18 protein-coding genes and 2 tRNA genes are annotated in these 16,322 nt (G+C 45.7%); 11 read left to right on the forward strand and 9 right to left on the reverse strand.

Annotated elements, in window-relative coordinates; genetic code table 11:
- Positions 1-9: 9 nt before the first annotated feature.
- The 8 genes from mutL to B9A14_RS09585 all read left to right on the forward strand — a co-directional run bounded on the left by mutL (position 10) and on the right by B9A14_RS09585 (position 7,813).
- Positions 10-1,812, forward strand: coding sequence for a DNA mismatch repair endonuclease MutL (gene mutL, locus B9A14_RS09555; protein ID WP_084665481.1), 1,803 nt, complete (start codon positions 10-12; stop codon positions 1,810-1,812).
- Positions 1,793-2,770, forward strand: coding sequence for a tRNA (adenosine(37)-N6)-dimethylallyltransferase MiaA (gene miaA / locus B9A14_RS09560; RefSeq protein ID WP_231967681.1), 978 nt, complete (start codon positions 1,793-1,795; stop codon positions 2,768-2,770). The genes mutL and miaA overlap by 20 nt, the downstream gene beginning before the upstream one ends.
- Before the next feature lie 43 nt (positions 2,771-2,813).
- On the forward strand, positions 2,814-3,065 hold the full coding sequence (gene hfq / locus B9A14_RS09565; RefSeq protein WP_084665482.1) for an RNA chaperone Hfq: 252 nt from the start codon (positions 2,814-2,816) through the stop codon (positions 3,063-3,065).
- Between the two features lie 145 nt (positions 3,066-3,210).
- Entirely contained in the window at positions 3,211-3,597 is a 387-nt protein-coding gene (locus tag B9A14_RS09570; RefSeq protein ID WP_084665483.1) for a DUF1540 domain-containing protein, read from the forward strand.
- A gap of 57 nt (positions 3,598-3,654) precedes the next feature.
- Positions 3,655-4,629: an AAA family ATPase gene (locus tag B9A14_RS09575; RefSeq protein ID WP_231967683.1), complete on the forward strand. Its 975-nt coding sequence runs from the start codon at positions 3,655-3,657 to the stop codon at positions 4,627-4,629.
- 35 nt (positions 4,630-4,664) lie between these two features.
- Complete coding sequence (locus B9A14_RS09580) at positions 4,665-5,942, forward strand: methionine gamma-lyase family protein (RefSeq protein ID WP_231967684.1); 1,278 nt, start codon at positions 4,665-4,667, stop codon at positions 5,940-5,942.
- A gap of 534 nt (positions 5,943-6,476) precedes the next feature.
- Positions 6,477-6,632: a hypothetical protein gene (locus B9A14_RS17185; RefSeq protein ID WP_157109901.1), complete on the forward strand. Its 156-nt coding sequence runs from the start codon at positions 6,477-6,479 to the stop codon at positions 6,630-6,632.
- A 206-nt stretch (positions 6,633-6,838) separates the two neighbouring features.
- Positions 6,839-7,813, forward strand: a complete 975-nt coding sequence (locus tag B9A14_RS09585) for a hypothetical protein (protein WP_084665485.1) — start codon at positions 6,839-6,841, stop codon at positions 7,811-7,813.
- Here the strand turns inward: B9A14_RS09585 and B9A14_RS18290 are convergent.
- Positions 7,777-7,977, reverse strand: coding sequence for a hypothetical protein (locus B9A14_RS18290; protein ID WP_422938451.1), 201 nt, complete (start codon positions 7,975-7,977; stop codon positions 7,777-7,779). The two genes, B9A14_RS09585 and B9A14_RS18290, sit on opposite strands and share 37 nt — an antisense overlap.
- Positions 7,978-8,237: 260 nt before the next feature.
- On the opposite strand from B9A14_RS18290, the gene B9A14_RS09595 reads away from it, so the two are divergent.
- Positions 8,238-8,313, forward strand: a tRNA-Glu gene (locus B9A14_RS09595).
- A gap of 201 nt (positions 8,314-8,514) precedes the next feature.
- On the opposite strand, the gene B9A14_RS09600 is transcribed toward B9A14_RS09595, so the two are convergent.
- The 5 genes from B9A14_RS09600 to B9A14_RS09620 all read right to left on the reverse strand — a co-directional run bounded on the left by B9A14_RS09600 (position 8,515) and on the right by B9A14_RS09620 (position 13,216).
- Positions 8,515-9,927: a sensor domain-containing diguanylate cyclase gene (locus B9A14_RS09600; protein WP_157109902.1), complete on the reverse strand. Its 1,413-nt coding sequence runs from the start codon at positions 9,925-9,927 to the stop codon at positions 8,515-8,517.
- Positions 9,928-9,940: 13 nt separating this feature from the next.
- Positions 9,941-11,344: a DUF7125 family protein gene (locus B9A14_RS09605; RefSeq protein WP_084665486.1), complete on the reverse strand. Its 1,404-nt coding sequence runs from the start codon at positions 11,342-11,344 to the stop codon at positions 9,941-9,943.
- 22 nt (positions 11,345-11,366) lie between these two features.
- On the reverse strand, positions 11,367-11,714 hold the full coding sequence (locus B9A14_RS09610) for a hypothetical protein (RefSeq protein ID WP_231967685.1): 348 nt from the start codon (positions 11,712-11,714) through the stop codon (positions 11,367-11,369).
- 264 nt (positions 11,715-11,978) lie between these two features.
- Positions 11,979-12,833 carry a deoxyribonuclease IV gene (locus B9A14_RS09615; RefSeq protein ID WP_084665487.1) on the reverse strand — a complete coding sequence of 285 codons (855 nt, stop codon included), beginning with the start codon at positions 12,831-12,833 and terminating at the stop codon, positions 11,979-11,981.
- Positions 12,834-12,940: 107 nt separating this feature from the next.
- On the reverse strand, positions 12,941-13,216 hold the full coding sequence (locus tag B9A14_RS09620; RefSeq protein ID WP_084665488.1) for a heavy-metal-associated domain-containing protein: 276 nt from the start codon (positions 13,214-13,216) through the stop codon (positions 12,941-12,943).
- A gap of 120 nt (positions 13,217-13,336) precedes the next feature.
- On the opposite strand from B9A14_RS09620, the gene B9A14_RS09625 reads away from it, so the two are divergent.
- Entirely contained in the window at positions 13,337-14,407 is a 1,071-nt protein-coding gene (locus B9A14_RS09625) for a hypothetical protein (RefSeq protein WP_157109903.1), read from the forward strand.
- 42 nt (positions 14,408-14,449) lie between these two features.
- Here B9A14_RS09625 and B9A14_RS09630 read toward each other — a convergent pair whose 3' ends face one another.
- The gene (locus B9A14_RS09630; RefSeq protein ID WP_084665490.1) at positions 14,450-15,082 is read right to left on the reverse strand and encodes a hypothetical protein; all 633 of its coding nucleotides are present in this window, start codon (positions 15,080-15,082) and stop codon (positions 14,450-14,452) included.
- A 263-nt stretch (positions 15,083-15,345) separates the two neighbouring features.
- On the opposite strand from B9A14_RS09630, the gene B9A14_RS09635 reads away from it, so the two are divergent.
- Positions 15,346-15,419: transfer RNA gene (locus B9A14_RS09635), tRNA-Gln, on the forward strand.
- 127 nt (positions 15,420-15,546) lie between these two features.
- Here B9A14_RS09635 and B9A14_RS09640 read toward each other — a convergent pair.
- Positions 15,547-16,020, reverse strand: a complete 474-nt coding sequence (locus B9A14_RS09640) for a site-specific integrase (RefSeq protein WP_084665491.1) — start codon at positions 16,018-16,020, stop codon at positions 15,547-15,549.
- A gap of 95 nt (positions 16,021-16,115) precedes the next feature.
- A complete protein-coding gene (locus B9A14_RS09645) occupies positions 16,116-16,259 on the reverse strand; it encodes a hypothetical protein (protein ID WP_172839128.1) in 144 nt (47 codons plus the stop codon).
- Between the last annotated feature and the right edge of the window lie 63 nt (positions 16,260-16,322).

Here is a 16,322-nt window from a genome sequence, read left to right on the forward strand (position 1 = left end):
GGCTAGCTCATGTCCCGGCCACGTATTGCTATTTTAGATCCAGAGACTGCCTCGAAGATTGCGGCGGGAGAAGTAGTAGAGAGCCCGTCTTCTGTAGTTAAAGAGTTAATAGAAAATGCTCTGGATGCCCAGGCTAAACGTATAGTGGTAGAAATTAAAGAGGGAGGGAAAAAATACATTCGAGTCCAAGATGATGGGTGGGGGATGGAGGCGGAGGAAGCCAGGCTAGCCTTTGCCCGTCATGCCACGAGCAAAATACGGCATGTAGAAGACCTATTTTCCTTAAAGACCTTAGGCTTTCGGGGCGAGGCCCTTCCTAGTATTGCGGCTGTAGCCCGGGTAGAAATGGTAACCCGGGCTCGGGGATTGCCCTGGGGAAGTAAAATCCGGATAGAAGGCGGTCATGAGCAGGGAATAGAGGAAGCCGGTTGCCCCGAAGGTACCACAGTTACTGTCACTGATCTATTTTTTAATACCCCTGCTAGGAGGCGTTTTTTAAAGGGGCCGGCCAGGGAGGCAGCCAAGGTAGTGGCGGTAGTGGAACGTCTAGCCTTGGCTCATCCAGAGGTTGCTTTCCAGCTTTTAGTAGATGGACGCCGTGTCCTAGCCACCCCTGGTAATAACGACCTGCGTTCTACAATAACTGCTGTCTGGGGCCTGGAACTGGGCCAGAACTTGCTATTTGTTCAGGGACAATTAGAAGGAGCTTCTTACCAAGGTTTCCTTTCGCCTCCTTGGTTGCACCGCTCCAGCCGGCATTATCAGATATTGATTGTAAATGGCCGGTATATAATGAGCAAAGTTCTAACACGTGAAATTGAAGGGATCTATACCAGCCTTATCCCGACTGATCGGTACCCGATTTTTATCTTACACTTATCTTTGCCCCCCAGTTGGCTAGATGTAAACGTACATCCAGCCAAGTTGATCATACGCATAAAGGAGGAAGAGATATTGGCCAGGAACTTGGGGCAATCTTTGCGCCAAGCTTTGGACAATCCTCAAGCCGTGGCGCCGGCTGTACATACCAATTTATCTACTGATTCTAGCCGTTCCCGTATTATTGCCGATATTTGGCAGATAGCGGAGCAGGAAAGCCTCGGTTTTTATCCATATAAGTTAGAATCTCAGGAAGTTCAGGGATGTAAACCCCAGGAGGATATAATAGAAGAGCATAGAAAGGAGCCAGCAGAAACTTTACCTCCTTTGCATCTTGTCGGCCAGGTGTTTAATACCTATATACTGGCTGAGGGGCCAGATGGGTTATACATAATAGATCAGCATGCTGCCCATGAAAGGATAAGGTTTCAAAAGCTAAAAGAGCGATGGAGTAAGTTGGAAAGGCCGGGCCAGATTCTAGAGCCACCCCGCATCTTAAGGTTCAATGCCTCTATTGCTTTAGAATTACTATCTGGGCGTTCTATATGGGAACACTTAGGCTTTAAGATAGAACCCTTCGGTACTAATACTTTTTTATTGAGGGAGGTTCCCTACGGTACTCCACCGGGTAAAGAAGTAGAGGTACTAGAGGAGCTTTTAAGTAAAGGATGGAGCGAGGCTTCCCCCGAGATGGAGGAGACCTTGCTTAAAGTTATAGCCTGCCATGGAGCTATAAAGGCTGGCCAGGGCTTATCAAAACAAGAAATGGAAAACTTGATAAAGGAGCTAGCCCAAAGCTTTCATCCTTACACCTGCCCCCATGGTCGTCCAGCTATTGTAAAAATTAAAGCTGAAGAGCTAGATAAGTATTTTAGTCGGTCGGCTACCATAGGACAAGGAGGAGCTATTATCTTTGGAAAAAGGGGTGGATAAGAGGCCACCTGTAGGCGCTATAGTAGGTCCTACCGCTGTAGGTAAATCAGAAATAGCTTTAGAAGTAGCCGCAAGGCTCAAAGCAGAGATAGTTTCTGTGGATTCTACCCAGGTTTACAGGGGCCTCGATATTGGTACAGCTAAACTTCTTCCACATCAGCGTATAAGTAAAACAGGGGTTTCTATCCCTCATCACCTTATAGATATAGTAGATCCCGATGAACCCTTTAGCGTGGCTGATTACCAGAAATTAGCTAGAAAGGTAATTGCAGACATTCATGCCCGGGGTCGGTTACCCCTTTTAGTGGGAGGCACGGGCCTTTATTTTCAGGCTGTAATTGATCCTTATGTGTTTATTCCCGGTGCTAGGGATAGTTCTTTGCGGGCTAGGTTAAAAGAGGAGGCTAAAGAGCGCGGTCTTGGTTACCTCTACCGTCTTTTACAAGAGGTAGATAAAGAGGCAGCGCAGCGTATCCACCCCCATGACCAACGCCGGATTATCCGTGCTTTGGAATTTTATGAGTTAACTGGACAGCCTTTATCTATTACTTGGAAAAGGGGAAAGCAGGAATCCCCTTATAGGTTGGCTTTGGCAGGCTTGAAGATGGACCGGGAGCTACTTTATGAGCGCATAAACCGAAGGGTAGATCAAATGTTGGAAGCTGGGCTAGTGGAGGAAGTAAGGGGACTATTGCTTAAAGGTTATAGTCCCGATCTTCCTGCCTTACAGGCTTTGGGTTACAAGGAGATAATAGCTTACCTTCAAGGGGAAATACCCTTAGAGGAGGCTATATATCTTTTAAAGCGCAATACCCGGCGATATGCGAAAAGGCAACTTACCTGGTTTAGGCGGGACCCGCGTATAAAGTGGTGGGAGGTTGAACCAGGGAAGCTTGAGGAAATTTCTAGCTCCATAAGTACATGGATGGCAGGACAATTGGGTACTGACGTAGAATAAGCTTTATGTTAGAGATAAAATACTAAAATCTGGAGGGAAAAAAATGAGCAAAACCCAAGGAAACTTGCAGGATGTTTTTTTAAACCAGATTAGGAAGGAAAATGTACCCGTGACTGTCTACCTTGTTAACGGGTTCCAGCTGCGGGGGACAGTACGGGGTTTCGATAATTTTACTGTTCTACTAGATTCTGAAGGCAAACAGCAGATGGTGTATAAGCACGCCATCTCCACTATAATGCCCCACCGGCCAGTGAGCTTAACGTTTAGAACGGAAAGTGAGTCGGCGAATACCTAAAAACTTTTAAAGTAAAATGGCTCCCCAACAAGGGGGGCTTAAAATTTTTTATAGACCTGACAGGGAGCATAAGCTAGCGCTCAAAGGACCACACTAGCATAAAGACTTTTTGGAAGTACATTTTAAGGAGGTAGGGTAGGGAAGTATGGCTGGTCCCCAAGTGAAATGTGTGGTAAACACTTGTACCCATTGGCTTAAGGGCGATCTATGTGGAGCCCAAAATATCGATATTACCCATGAAGAAGAAGGGAGAATGGCCCAGAATGTTGAGCACACCCAATGCAAAACTTTTCATCAGCGACGGGGATTAGCGAATACCTTAGGATCCCTGGATAATGTGAACTGGGGGGGCGTTTTGGCCAACACCTTTTTGCCAGGGACAGAACCTTATCCTTCAGTAACCTGTATAGTAAATAGTTGTCAATATTGGAAAGAAGGCAATAAATGTTCAGCAGAAAAAATTGATATCGTGGGGATGAATGCCGATGAGTGCCAGGACACCAATTGCTATACCTTTAAGCTAAAAGGTTAAGGTCGACGTTAGCCTGGGGTACCCCCAGCATATATTTTTTGTATGGGGGTGGGCAGGATGCAGGTTAAGATAGGGTTTGCACCAGGCAAGGTAGGTAATCGAGGAGGCTTGCGTGCCACAGGAACTTCGTCACAAAAACTAGAGGCTCTTTTACAAGAGCTAGACAGACTAGTGGGGCTATTACCTGTTAAGGAATTGATCAAAGAAATAGGAGCATATGTAGAGATACAAAAGAGGAGGCAGGAGGAAGGGCTTGTCTCTTCTCCTATGGCCCTGCATATGATTTTCAAGGGTAACCCAGGGACGGGCAAAAGTACAGTAGCGCGTCTTTTAGGTCGCATTTTTAAAGAAATGGGGATCTTATCCCAGGGGCACTTGGTGGAGGTAGAACGTGCTGACTTGGTGGGCGAATATATTGGCCACACTGCCCATAAGACCCGAGAACAAATGCGCAAGGCCTTAGGAGGTATACTTTTCATCGATGAGGCTTATTCCTTGGCCAGGGGAGGGGAAAGGGATTTTGGCCGCGAGGCTATAGATGTACTCGTAAAGGGTATGGAGGATCACCGAGATAATCTCATTTTGATTCTGGCCGGCTATAAAGAAGAGATGGAATACTTTTTAGAGACTAATCCAGGCCTACGTTCCCGTTTCCCCATTCACCTAGAATTTCCTGATTATTCAGTGCCCGAACTTATCAGCATAGCTGAGCTGATGTTCCAGGATAGGCAGTATTATCTAACAGTAGAGGCTAGGCTAGAATTAGAACGTATCTTACGACGGGAGGCTATTTTTGGTCATCGCTACAACGGTAATGCTCGGCTAGTAAGGAATATTGTGGAAAAGGCTATGCGCAAACAAGCTTTAAGATTATTGCAGAAAACGCACCTTACGCGGGAAGAACTCATGACTATCACAAAGGAAGATCTGGTAGGGGTCCTAGGTAACTACAGAAACCTGGATTGGCTAGAGACTTTAGACAAACCCCATCTTAAGGAGCGCTTCCAGATCTGCTATAATAATGCTTCGTAATCCTTGTGTGATTGTTAAGGGAGTGAAGGGAGTAGGTGAAAGGAAGGGAACATATCCTGGCTTACTTTACAGTAGAGCCCTGGCTAGTGGAGGAAATGTTCAAGGCCGAAAGGGAAGCTAGGGAGCGTGGGCTATTTCGCCGGATAGAAGAAATAAGTGCTTTAAATCATTATAGGGTTCTTAAAGCCTTTCAAGAGGTAGGTATTAGCGATTTTCACTTCCAGGATTCTACAGGTTATGGATATGGAGATCTAGGGCGGGATGTTCTAGAAAAGCTTTTTGCAATTATTTTTCAAGGAGAAGAAGCGTTAGTTAGACCCCAGATTGTGTCAGGTACCCATGCCTTAAGCCTTTGCCTCCATGCCCTTTTACGTCCTGGGGATACGCTGCTTGCGGCGTGTGGCAGACCTTATGATACTTTGGCTACAGTGATTGGCTTAAACCGGCCTGTAAGGGGTAGTCTGGTGGACCGTGGGGTACGTTACGCTGAAGTTCAGTTAACTCCTGAAGGCCAGCCAGATCTAGAAACTCTGGCGCAACAAGTGGAACGCCTGAAACCACGGATATGTTTCATCCAGCGTTCCCGGGGATATTATAATCGGCCTGCTCTGGGTGTGAATACCATAAGGCAAGTGATAAGGGTTATCAAAGAAGCTTACCCCCGTACCCTATGTTTGGTAGATAATTGCTATGGAGAATTGGTGGAAGTAGAGGAACCTTGTGCAGCAGGTGCGGACCTGGTGGCGGGATCCCTTATAAAAAATCCAGGTGGGACTCTGGCACCAGGCGGAGGGTATATAGTGGGAAGGAAGGAACTTGTGGAGGAGGTTTCATATTATCTTACAGCTCCTGGCCTGGGACGGGAAATAGGGGCTTTTTCTGGAAAACGTCTTTTTTTCCAGGGCCTTTTCTTGGCCCCGCTAGCCGTAGAGCAAGCCCTTAAAGGTGCTGTCTTGGCGGCCCTTTTTTTCCAGAGGCTTGGATATCCCGTAGATCCTTTGCCAGAAGAGGAACGCCATGATATAGTTCAGGCCATCACTTTAGGTAATGAACAGGCGTTGTTAGCCTTTTGCCGGGGATTGCAAAAAGGGTCTCCTGTGGAGACCTATAACATCCCTGAACCCGCTCTTTTACCAGGATATGAGGATCCTATAATTATGGCCGGTGGAACTTTTATACAAGGAGCTTCCCTCGAATTAAGTGCTGATGCTCCCCTCCGACCGCCATACACTGTGTTTCTCCAGGGTGGTATATCCCTACCTTATACTAAGATAGGCCTTCTCTTAGCAGCGCAAGAGGTAACGCACCTTTAAAGCGGTTTTAAAAAAGGGGGAAGAAGGGGGTTCTTAAGTGCTAAAAAAGACCTCTCCTCTTTTTTAATAACTTCCGATAATAAGTATTATGTTAACAAAGGAAGATAAAAATAAAAGCCCCTTATTTGTTTTCTGGGCCCCTTTCTGGATCAACTATAATTTGATTACCGCGGATATTATGCCATTCCCGAGCATGTATCTTACTACGCCTATCTTGATTTGGTCCCTCACGGCTTAACCGGAATCTTTTTCTCATAAAGTTAAACTATGCTCCTTTTGTTATAGTTTGCGTTGGTTTATAATACAATACATTGGCTTATAATAATTGCATGCTTTAGCTTGTAAGTTATATGGCTTTTTTATCTAATTTGCTCTTTTAGTTGTCCAGGTTTGGTGTTTACGTTCAACTACCTTGTTATAGTATGGGCATCTTTTAAAAATTTAATCGCTGTAACCTTAATTGTTGTAGCCTGGAAATTGATTCCTAAATAGAAGGAATTATGTTGACAAATACTATAAGCGGGAGGGATAACTGTGTTCCGAGCTCGTGCAGCAATGATGACTCCTAAACCCCAGAGAGGTTGGTTGCGCTGGCTCGCATGGTTAGCTTACCCCATGGGCTTGTTACACGGTGCTCTGCTAGCCCGTTTCTTCTTCCAACCCAAGGAGCAGGCGAGCCCTCAGGGGTAAGCCCCTCCTTTTTTCGTCAATTTTATGTTTTCCTGTTATATATCTCCTATATTTTCCTGTCCTTATGCAAGAATATAAAAACTCAAAGGTAGAAGGCCTCTTCTTTGTAATTGATATCTTAAAACTTATTATCCTTTTAGCATATACTCTAGTTTCCCTGATTATTTTTTTATTAGGTTAGGCAGGTGAATATTAAATATAAACCCATGTTTCTATTTACGACCCCAGATGGTGATATATGGAAGATATATTCCTGGGGAGGGACACTTGCTTATACTTATACCCTAGTAGGTCGTCCCTTGGAAGGTATTTCCTCTTTTCTAGGGGCTATAGATAAGAAAGGCTACTTGCACTTATTGCTTAAATCAATAGGTAACCAGTACATTTACTCTTATTGGGAGGGACAACGCTGGTGTAGCTTACCTCTCCCTGTTCAGGGTTGCGGAAATTTATACGGTTTAGTGGTGGATAATACTGGAAAGAGACATATTTTATTGGGCTTACTAGGGGAAGTGGTACACCTTATCCGTTACCATAAACAATGGTTTATGAAAAACCTTCCTTTTAGATTGTATGGGGAACCTTTACGTATTCAACTGTGGGGAGAAGAATATCTCTTTCTCTGCTGGGAGGAGATAAAACAAAACGTAAAGAAAATATTTTATGCCTTTTATCAGGGAGGAGATTGGTCCTCCCCTGCCCTTTTGCTCGAGGGACCCCAGGAAGTTAAGTGTTATGTTTACTTTACAAATAGTTCCAAGAGCAGTTTTGAGATTCACTCTTTTGTTTGGGAACCCCAGGGAGAAGAATACCAACTATACTGGTACATAACAGCCAATAGTAGGTCTCAAGTAACAACCCATGTCGTAGGGGATACTTTAGGGATACCAGATAGCTATCCCCTTCTCTTAAGTAGTAGGGCTAATCATCTCCTCTGCTGGACAGTGCACGGCCAATTTACTTTCTCCATTAAAGGGGAAGAGGGCTCTTGGACCCGGCCTCAAGGAGATTATCTTTTCTTTCCTACAAGCATAAGGCCGCTTCTTAGCTGGAACGGTTGGAACCGAGATAAGGTTGCCTTTACTCGGGTGGGTGGACTACATCTTGACTGGCCTTTAATTGTGGGGGTAGATCAGATTTTACCCTACTGCAAGGGTGCTTTAGCTGTCTCCAAAAGATGAAAAAATGAATTACAAAGGCTTAAAAGCTGAGAAGTTGACACCCACCCCCAATATTTAGTTTGAGCGAGTGGGACCACTTGTTGGCGGATAACTTCTGGAATAGTGTGGGCCGGCTTACGAACTCGATTTCCGTGGGCCAAGGAAGCGGGCCCGTGCTCTCGCAACCTGGCCTTGAGCCTATAGAGGTGCCGCTCACTTAGGCCAAGAACTAAGGCCGCATAACTAAGTGGTAATCAACCCTCCCAAAGTTTATTCTAAGACTTGAATGCGATTTAGTTCCGGCTGTGACAAAGTAATCCTCTCCCTGCTCATACTGGCATTTTCACAGATGGATTTCACCCTGACAATATCACAGTCCGGTGACACTCAGGCCCGCCGAGGATTGACGAAATAGGGTAAACATGATATAATTAACCCCGCATGGGGCCCTATCGTCTAGTGGACTAGGACGCCGCCCTCTCACGGCGGAAACCGGGGTTCGAATCCCCGTAGGGCTACCAGCCTTTAAAAAATACTAGGGTTTAGCCGTTCTAACCCCCTTAGCGAGGGCGGTGGCCCTGAGGAGGGGGTTTTATATTGGATATCCAGACCGCTGCCGCATATTTTTCTCTTATGATTTTTGAGTTTTTTCGTAGCTTCAACAAGCAGGTCTAGGCCCTCCAGGAGAGACCTGTCCAGCAGGAAAATTATTCTTCCGGACTTCACGTACTGTTGTAGACCCGGTTCTTGCCCAACTTTTTAGCCATATAGCAAGCTTCATCGGACCTTCGTAGAAGAGAGTCAATCGTATCATCTTCTCTTAAGGTGGCGACACCTATACTTGCTGTAATCCGCCGGTGAGGGAAAGGATGGTTTTGCAAGGAATTCAGTATCCTTTTAGCTACCTTCAAAGCGTTTTCATTGTCCGTACCCGGGAGAATAATCACGAATTCTTCACCACCATGGCGACAGGCGATATCTGTAACCCTTATACAGCTCTTTATTATTTCTGCTACCTTTTGGAGGACAACGTCGCCCGCTAGGTGACCAAAGGTATCATTGTAAGACTTGAAGTCGTCGAGATCTATAAATATGACAGACACCGGATAGCCATATGTAGCTGCTCGCTGAAGTTCCTCAACTAAGGCAAACCCGAGGGCCCGCTTGTTTAAGAAACCGGTTAGAAAATCAGTCTTAGCCGCTTCTTCCAGCCGGCTAATAAGGGTCGCATTAGCCAGTGCTATAGCAGCAAAATTAGCGTAGATTTGCAAGTTTCTTTTCCCATTTTCCCCTAACGACATAGGTACCACTATACCCAGGAGCCCCACTATTCCCAGAGCAGTCCATAGAGGGTACAAGATAATTTCGCTGTGCGAGGAAACTTCCAAGTGGGAGACGCCAGTTAGTGTTCTTAGTTCATCTGCCGTCAGCATGGAGGGCTCTATTTGAGAAAATACGCGCTCGATAACTGGGTGGAGTAAAGTCCACTCTTTTCCTCCCAATAGGTGTCCGGACTCACCCTTAGCTTGAGCAATCCTTATTTTGTCCCCCATCCTTAGGCCCACGAAGCACAGGTCCGCCTGATAGATTATCACGAGGGAGTTGGTGATGAGGTCTAATACTTTATCTAGTTCGGTAATAGAGGTCATCAAGCGGCTGATTTCATAAATGCTGTTGAGCTCGAGACGCTGCAAACCTAACAAATTCTTTTCTAAAAGGGCACTAAGAACTTCGTTAACGGCGCGGTAAGTGTTATAGGCCTTGGCATTTAATATCATTTCCTTTTCCCGGTCGAAAGGTGCTGTCCCCGTGTCAAGGGTCACGATCATGTATCCCAGGTGTTGCATGTAGTTACCCAGACGGTATACGCACAGCTTAATACCTCGGGAGCAGGTAAGAAGTTCTCGGTCCTTTAATTGATTAAAAGTTGTCCTATAAAAATCTAGACAAGTGCTGTCTGTAACCGTTTTCCCTTTGTTTATCTCTCGGCACAACTTAATAGGCAGGCTAAATTGAGAAAAAGGGTTACCCTGGGCATCAAAGATATAAATATTAGCATCCATGACTTTGGACAGAGTATCTTGAAATTCCTGCCAGTATCTTACTGAAAGAGTGAGCAACAGGTTATTGGCCAATTGGACTACCACCTTACCTCAGCATATCAGGTTTGTCCAGCTTGCCCAGGATATTTATGCCGCTTGACGTTATTTCATACTCTCTTAAGTCCTTATCGTGGTTGCTACCGCGAGCCTTTAATATTCCAAGTACTTTCCTTATGCCCGCGCGGTCTTCTACGTAACGTAAGAAAATAATATTGTCCGCGATAAGAGATATTTGAGATTTCGACACGATAAGAGAAGAAAACGGGTTCTCATTTAGCGAAGTGAATATAGAAGTAACATGCTGCTTACGCAGAAGTTGTCCGATTGCCCAGAGATAGTCTTTATACTTCTTTAAGTCAGAGACGCTGTTCTCAAAAGAGGAAATGCTGTCTATAACAAACCTTTCTACGCTTTTTTCTTTTATCATTTCCATTATCTCGAAGGCGTGTTTATCTACGTCTAGCTCCACCGGAGAAATAAACCTGATATCTAATTGACCACTGTGTAAGAACTTGCTTATATCCCACCCCAGTTGGCTAGCAGTACTTTGTAACTGTCCCGCTGATTCCTCGAAGGACACAAATACACCTTGTTCCCCGCGATAAGCCCCTTCTATCAAAAACTTTAAGGCCAAAAGGGTCTTGCCAGAGCCCGTTGCGCCGGAAACCAAGGTAATTGTACCCTCTCGCAGGCCACCCCCCAGCATTTCATCCAGCTGTAGAATACCAAACTTTTTTCTCCCGTGCTTGATTTCATAATGAAGCTCTTCTCCTTCCGGTTTCATTCGGGGAAAAACTTCTATCCCGTTTGAACTAATCTGAAAGAGGTGTTCGCCTTGTTGGTAACTAGTGCCCCTCATTTTTAAGATACGCATATACCGTTTCTGGAAACGTTTTTCTTCCTGGCCATACAAGTGAAAAATCCCATCAGCGATAGCAAACTCGCTAAGACGCGTAAGCTCCTGCTCTTCGTATTCTCCAATGAGGAAAGAGGTTATCTCCCATACGGATAGGGTAGCGGCCAAGTCAAATAGGAACATGCGAAAATTCTTCTCATCCGGAAATAAATCCCTAATAACCTTTATACTATCGATGACGACTATATTTGGTAGGTATTTTTTAATCAAGTCGCCTAAATACTGGAGAGCCTGACTGGCACCTTGTGTGCGTAGTATCATGCCCAGATCGTCGTATACGATCTTATCACCCAGTAATTCGTCTTGGAAGAAACGAAAGTTTTCCAGGTTCCGCACCATCTTAAATTGAGATTCCGATATAGTAGTTAAATACAGGGTCTTCATTCCCTGCCTGGCACAGTTGAATATAATGTTTTGGACGAAAATCGTTTTACCGCTACCGGGGGCACCGGAAACAATATTTATAGAATAGGCCGGGATTCCTCCCTCAAGGATATGGTCGAGATTTTTTATCCCCGTGACCAGCCTGACCATAATTTTTTCGCCCCTCCCTAAATCAGCAAGTACCACCGGACACTGTGACTATCTTTTTCCTGATCTCCTCTGCCCTCTCGTGACCCAATAACTTTGCCAGGATGGAAACATATCTGGTAATAAACCTCATAAACATCTCCTCAACATCATTAAAGTCCTTCTCTACGCTTGTCAATATTTGAGCGCAAGATATACCATCTGGACCGTACTTGAGAAGTTGGACAGCCGGGTACTCTTGAGACAGTTCCCAAACTACTCGTTCTACCAGTAGATTAGTGGAAAGTATTCCCAGGTATTTTGCCGACTCCGACCACATCTCCTTAAGGAGTGTCTCGTACCGGACGATAACATACTTGGCGTCTTCTCCCAAAATCAATCCCTCCGGCCCTTAAAAGTCGCGACTACCAGTCTTAAATATCGTTGACGGCAGTCCGAAATAATAACCCTGGCAAAGATTTACCCCGAGTCGCTGATGCTGTCAAGTAGAGTTTAGGTTGATTGGGTAGTGTCAACTCCAAGTGGGAACTAGCAATGCCGCTGGTCTTCTTTAAAGTACCAAGGGCTCTCACGCCAGGGCCGGTGAGCCTCTTTCAAAAGCCGCTGTCAATAGGATTCCTTTGCTGCCCTTGAAGGCTTATATCTCTTCGGCCCTTTGCCTACAAAGACTGAGAACCCTAGCTATTTCCTTTCCATAGTCCTCGTATTTTTCTACTGTAGTCTCTAAAATCATAGGGAGGGAGCCCAGGAAAGGATGATTTATGATGGCGCTGATGCCCTCTTCTCCCAATTCTCCTTCACCGATACAGGCATGACGGTCGCGGTTACTCCCTAAAGGGGCTAAGGAGTCGTTTAGGTGGAACACTTTGATCCGTTCTAGCCCAAATTTATCCTCCAGGGCAGCTACTAGGTCATCACAGCCTGCAGAGCTTTTCAAATTCCAGCCAGCGGCGAAGAGATGTGCAGAATCCAGGCATATCCCTACTTGAGGAGGCCAATCCAGGAGATCCAAAACCTGACGGAGTTCGTCGAGGCTTCCCAATTCACCTGTTTGCCCGGCCATGGTTTCCAAAAGCAACATGGGACCATGCTCCTGGCCTTCCAGGACATTTTCCTGTATAATGGCCGCCAAACGTGTTAAGGCTTCTGCTGCATCTCCCTTATGCCTACCCGGGTGGGTTACGATATACTCTCCGCCTATTAGTTTTACTCGTTCTAGGTCTTCCTGGAGAACCGAAGCTGCAAAGTCCCGCAGTTTTCCAGGAGGGGCAGCCAAGTTAACTGTATAAGGAAGATGGGCTACTACTGGGTATATATCGTTTCTGGCTCTTTCTTCCAGCCATTCCTTTATTTCTGTTTCCCCTATTTGTCGAGCACGGCCACCCCGGGGATTACGGGTGAAGTACTGGAAGGTGTTGGCACCGATCCGTTTAGCCATCAATACAGCTTGAGGTAGCCCCTGCGCAATAGATAAGTGAGCTCCTAAACGCATGTCAGCCTCCTAAGGTCAAATTTTCAACTTTACCTTACATTACTTTAGCTATCCTGTCAATTTTTTTAAGAAGAAGGGCCCCCCGGGCCCTTCCGCTAACAAGTCTTTCATATCTTATGAATGTAGTGGTAACCTAGCTTGGTGATATGGTAACCTATAGTTTCTAGGGTTATTTGCGAGGAATTATAGGTAATCATAAGGCGCCGGTGGCTGAGGAAAGGTACCACGCTACTTACACCCGGAAGGGTTTGCAAAGTATTTACTAATTTTCGGGTATCTTCGTCACTTTTCATGTTGGTAATGATAAGGGTAACAGTAGCCTCCTGGCTACCCCACTTCCCAGAACCCATCAAAGCCTTAATCTCGTTTATATAAAAGCTCACGAACCCGTCACCTCCGGATGGATTTGCTCTCTTTATTTTATGCCGTTATTTGTTCACATTCCCCTTCCCCTGTTCAATATGCTATTAATGGTCAATCTTCATAGCTAGGAGGGAAAAGAATTGAACATGACTATTATTCTTAGAGCGCTAGGCGCACCTGATCCATCTCTCCAAGGTTTTCTAGAAAGGTTAGGTGTAGCTTTAGATAAGCGTAGCTTCCGGGTACTAGGATTGCCTCCTAAGTCCAGCGATGGTAAGCTTTTCCGTCTATGGCAGGCTAATTTACTTTTAATCATAGCGGATCGTTCTTTAGATAAAACATATCTGGAACCCACTTTAAGGTTTTTCCATTCTTTTAAAAAAGCAGAGGAGAGCCTGGGGATTATCGCCGCTATCGTTCAAGAAATGCTCCTAAATAGAGATAGGATTAATTATTCCCTGGCCAGGAAATGGGAACATATAATCCGGCCTACCTACTTTAGGCTTTTACAGGATAGCGATGTACCTGCTATATTGCTAGAATTACATGGCTCTCGGATTTTGGAGGTTGTAGGCAATGGCCTGGAAAACAGGATTGTCGAAGGGATAACTCGTTACTTCAAGGGTTTATACCAAGGAGCTGGAGATGATTCCATATGTAGCTGTTCGGCTAGAAGAGAAGGTGTAGGACAGTTATTACCTAGCAGGAAGGAAGAGCCTACTGAAGTTAACCAGGACATAAATGGTATGGTAGAAAATAACCAAGAAGCCATAGTATCGTTAGCGTTAGAAACGGGAGAGAGGGCATCTCCTTTGGAAAGGCAAAAAAGCCAGGATTTTGAGGAGGTGCAGGAGGAAGGTCAAGAATATGCAGCAGAAATGAAATCTAACGAAAAAGAGCCCCAGGAAGAGGAGGTGAAAGAAGTTAGCCATAACGGAGAAAAACAACTTGATAAGGAAACGCCTAGGCTGGAGTTGCCTTTAACCGAAGCTAAACTTAAGCGCCGGCCTAGGCATTGGGGTAGCAATCCTTTAGCTCCTCCAGGTGACGGGCCCATCTATTATTTCGAGCCTTATAGCCCGGCAGAATTACCCCCCTCTATTCTATCTAGCAATACTTTCCCTGCCCTTCGTGTACCTGATCCTTTAAGTAGCTTAAAGGAGCTTGCGTTGAGCCTTAAGCGTGTAACCAGGAATGAAAAACCCAAATAGAGACTAAAAAAGCACCGTCAAGGAGACGGTGCTTTTTTAGTCTTAGAAGCATTGGGGTGGTGGAGAAGGCGGGCACACGCCAGGAGCCACCACACAAGGTGCCGGTACACAGAAACCATAGCTAGGGACCAGGAGTTGTACAGTGAGCAAGGTTTTAATTACTACACAAACTTGGAAGTCACAAGTTACAGTTATGGTGCCAACACCCACGGCGGATACTACGCAATTGCAAAAGAGCAAGGTGCTTTCGCTGCAGTCTACCGTGACCCCATCGGGTGCGCAGAGGGTAACAATCTTCGTAAAGGTAAATACTCTATTGGCGGTTTCGGTAGGTGCGTTGGGATTAGTCAGGGTAATAGGTACAGAAACTACCAGAGTAAGATTTGCGAACCCGCCTGTAGTAGGTTGCTTATTTATGACGTTACAGGAGATAGATTGATTGGGCGTAAGGCTACAAGGTATGGCCTGGCCCACGGTAAAAGTACCTGTGGCAAATTCACCGCCGATCCCAGTAGTTACTGTGGTATCCCGGGTCCGGCTTTCCACTTGGAAGCAACTATCGTAAACTTTATCTACTACAATGCATTCAATGCGTGTAGGTGGTGGACATCCTTCTGGCGGGCACTGGCCTGGTCTGATTACCTGTTGCTGTTGGGTTACAGCTTCTTCCGACATAATTAATTACTACCCCCTCCTGACAAGATTTTTACTTGTTGTCTGGTATATAATATTGCGTGCCCGTAGTGGATGTGCCACCGTATTTTGGGAGATTCACGTTTATCTCTGAGCTTTTTACTATTACCGCAAAAAACTTTATGTTACTGCCCTCTACGTAAAGTTACCCGGGATTGCCTGGTTTCCTTTGACGGTAGCGAAATTAAACTTAACCTGCTTGACGCTCGCAAATACACGTGCTATTATAAATAATGCAGTTTTGCTGCGGGATGGTGTAACGGTAGCACACATGACTCTGGATCATGTTGTCCTGGTTCGAATCCAGGTCCCGCAGCCAACAATGACAAGCTCTCCGGGGCTCAGGGGGTAGCTTAAAAGGTTGTGTTGCTGCAACCGCCTCCGGGGTTCTGGTGATAATAAAATGACCGCCAGGGAAGACCCTGCCGGTCATGGTGGTGGATGTGTTACTTCCCTCCCGGAGCGGAGGGGATTTTCTTTTTAACGAATAGGGTATTCAGCTTTGCTACGGCTTTCGGATGCTCATTAGCCTCCAGTAACCTTGTTGCATAGGTATGACGCAGAGAATGGAGAGTAACTCCGTTCAAACCGAGGTTTGCCGCTAGCTCAGTGAAGCGCTTACTGAAACTAGAAGGGTCAAGAGGGCGGCCATCCTCAGCACAGAATACTAGGCCACTATCTTCGTAAGCCTGGCCTAGGAGTAGTTTTTCTTCATTCTGCCGAGCTTTATGGGCTTTTAACGCTGGTAGCAGGGCCTCAGGAATGGGAACGATTCGCCTACTTTGCTTGGACTTCGGCTCATGGTATCTCAAAGTTGTTTTACCAGAGCCACTGTCATTTGTCACCCGCACCAGGGTCCGTCTCACATGGATCATGCCCTCTTTCAGGTCTACATCTTGCCAGCGCAGAGCTAGTCCCATTCATTAGTTCCCCCATAATATCCCTAACACACCATCATAGATAGTGGGAAACAATTTCTCGGGATTATAGTACCTCCTGCTTTTGTCTGAGCTATTTATTCGGATAAGCCCGGGGCTGACCCTATAAGTGCACTTATCAGCCGGTCTAATTCGAGCGGGTAGCCCTGGGTGTACACGGTAGTCTCTATAGCGGCCACATCCAGGCTTTGCTTGCCCTGGCAGTGCACAACATTAGGCAACTGATCAAGGCGATGGAAAAGGAGAGGAAAGAAATTGTACAGGTTCATTGGTTTGGTATGGAA

Origin of the sequence: Thermanaeromonas toyohensis ToBE (genome assembly GCF_900176005.1) — a bacterium.
Taxonomy (GTDB): Bacteria; Bacillota; DSM-521; order Neomoorellales; family Neomoorellaceae; genus Thermanaeromonas; species Thermanaeromonas toyohensis.

Bases quoted from the DNA above. Each gene is read 5' to 3' on its own strand.
- mutL (WP_084665481.1), top strand. From the start codon at position 10: ATGTCCCGGCCACGTATTGCTATTTTAGATCCAGAGACTGCCTCGAAG.
- hfq (WP_084665482.1), top strand. From the start codon at position 2,814: ATGAGCAAAACCCAAGGAAACTTGCAGGATGTTTTTTTAAACCAGATT.
- B9A14_RS09570 (WP_084665483.1), top strand. From the start codon at position 3,211: ATGGCTGGTCCCCAAGTGAAATGTGTGGTAAACACTTGTACCCATTGG.
- B9A14_RS09575 (WP_231967683.1), top strand. From the start codon at position 3,655: ATGCAGGTTAAGATAGGGTTTGCACCAGGCAAGGTAGGTAATCGAGGA.
- B9A14_RS09585 (WP_084665485.1), top strand. From the start codon at position 6,839: ATGTTTCTATTTACGACCCCAGATGGTGATATATGGAAGATATATTCC.
- B9A14_RS09605 (WP_084665486.1), bottom strand. From the start codon at position 11,344: ATGGTCAGGCTGGTCACGGGGATAAAAAATCTCGACCATATCCTTGAG.
- B9A14_RS09615 (WP_084665487.1), bottom strand. From the start codon at position 12,833: ATGCGTTTAGGAGCTCACTTATCTATTGCGCAGGGGCTACCTCAAGCT.
- B9A14_RS09630 (WP_084665490.1), bottom strand. From the start codon at position 15,082: ATGTCGGAAGAAGCTGTAACCCAACAGCAACAGGTAATCAGACCAGGC.
- B9A14_RS09640 (WP_084665491.1), bottom strand. From the start codon at position 16,020: ATGGGACTAGCTCTGCGCTGGCAAGATGTAGACCTGAAAGAGGGCATG.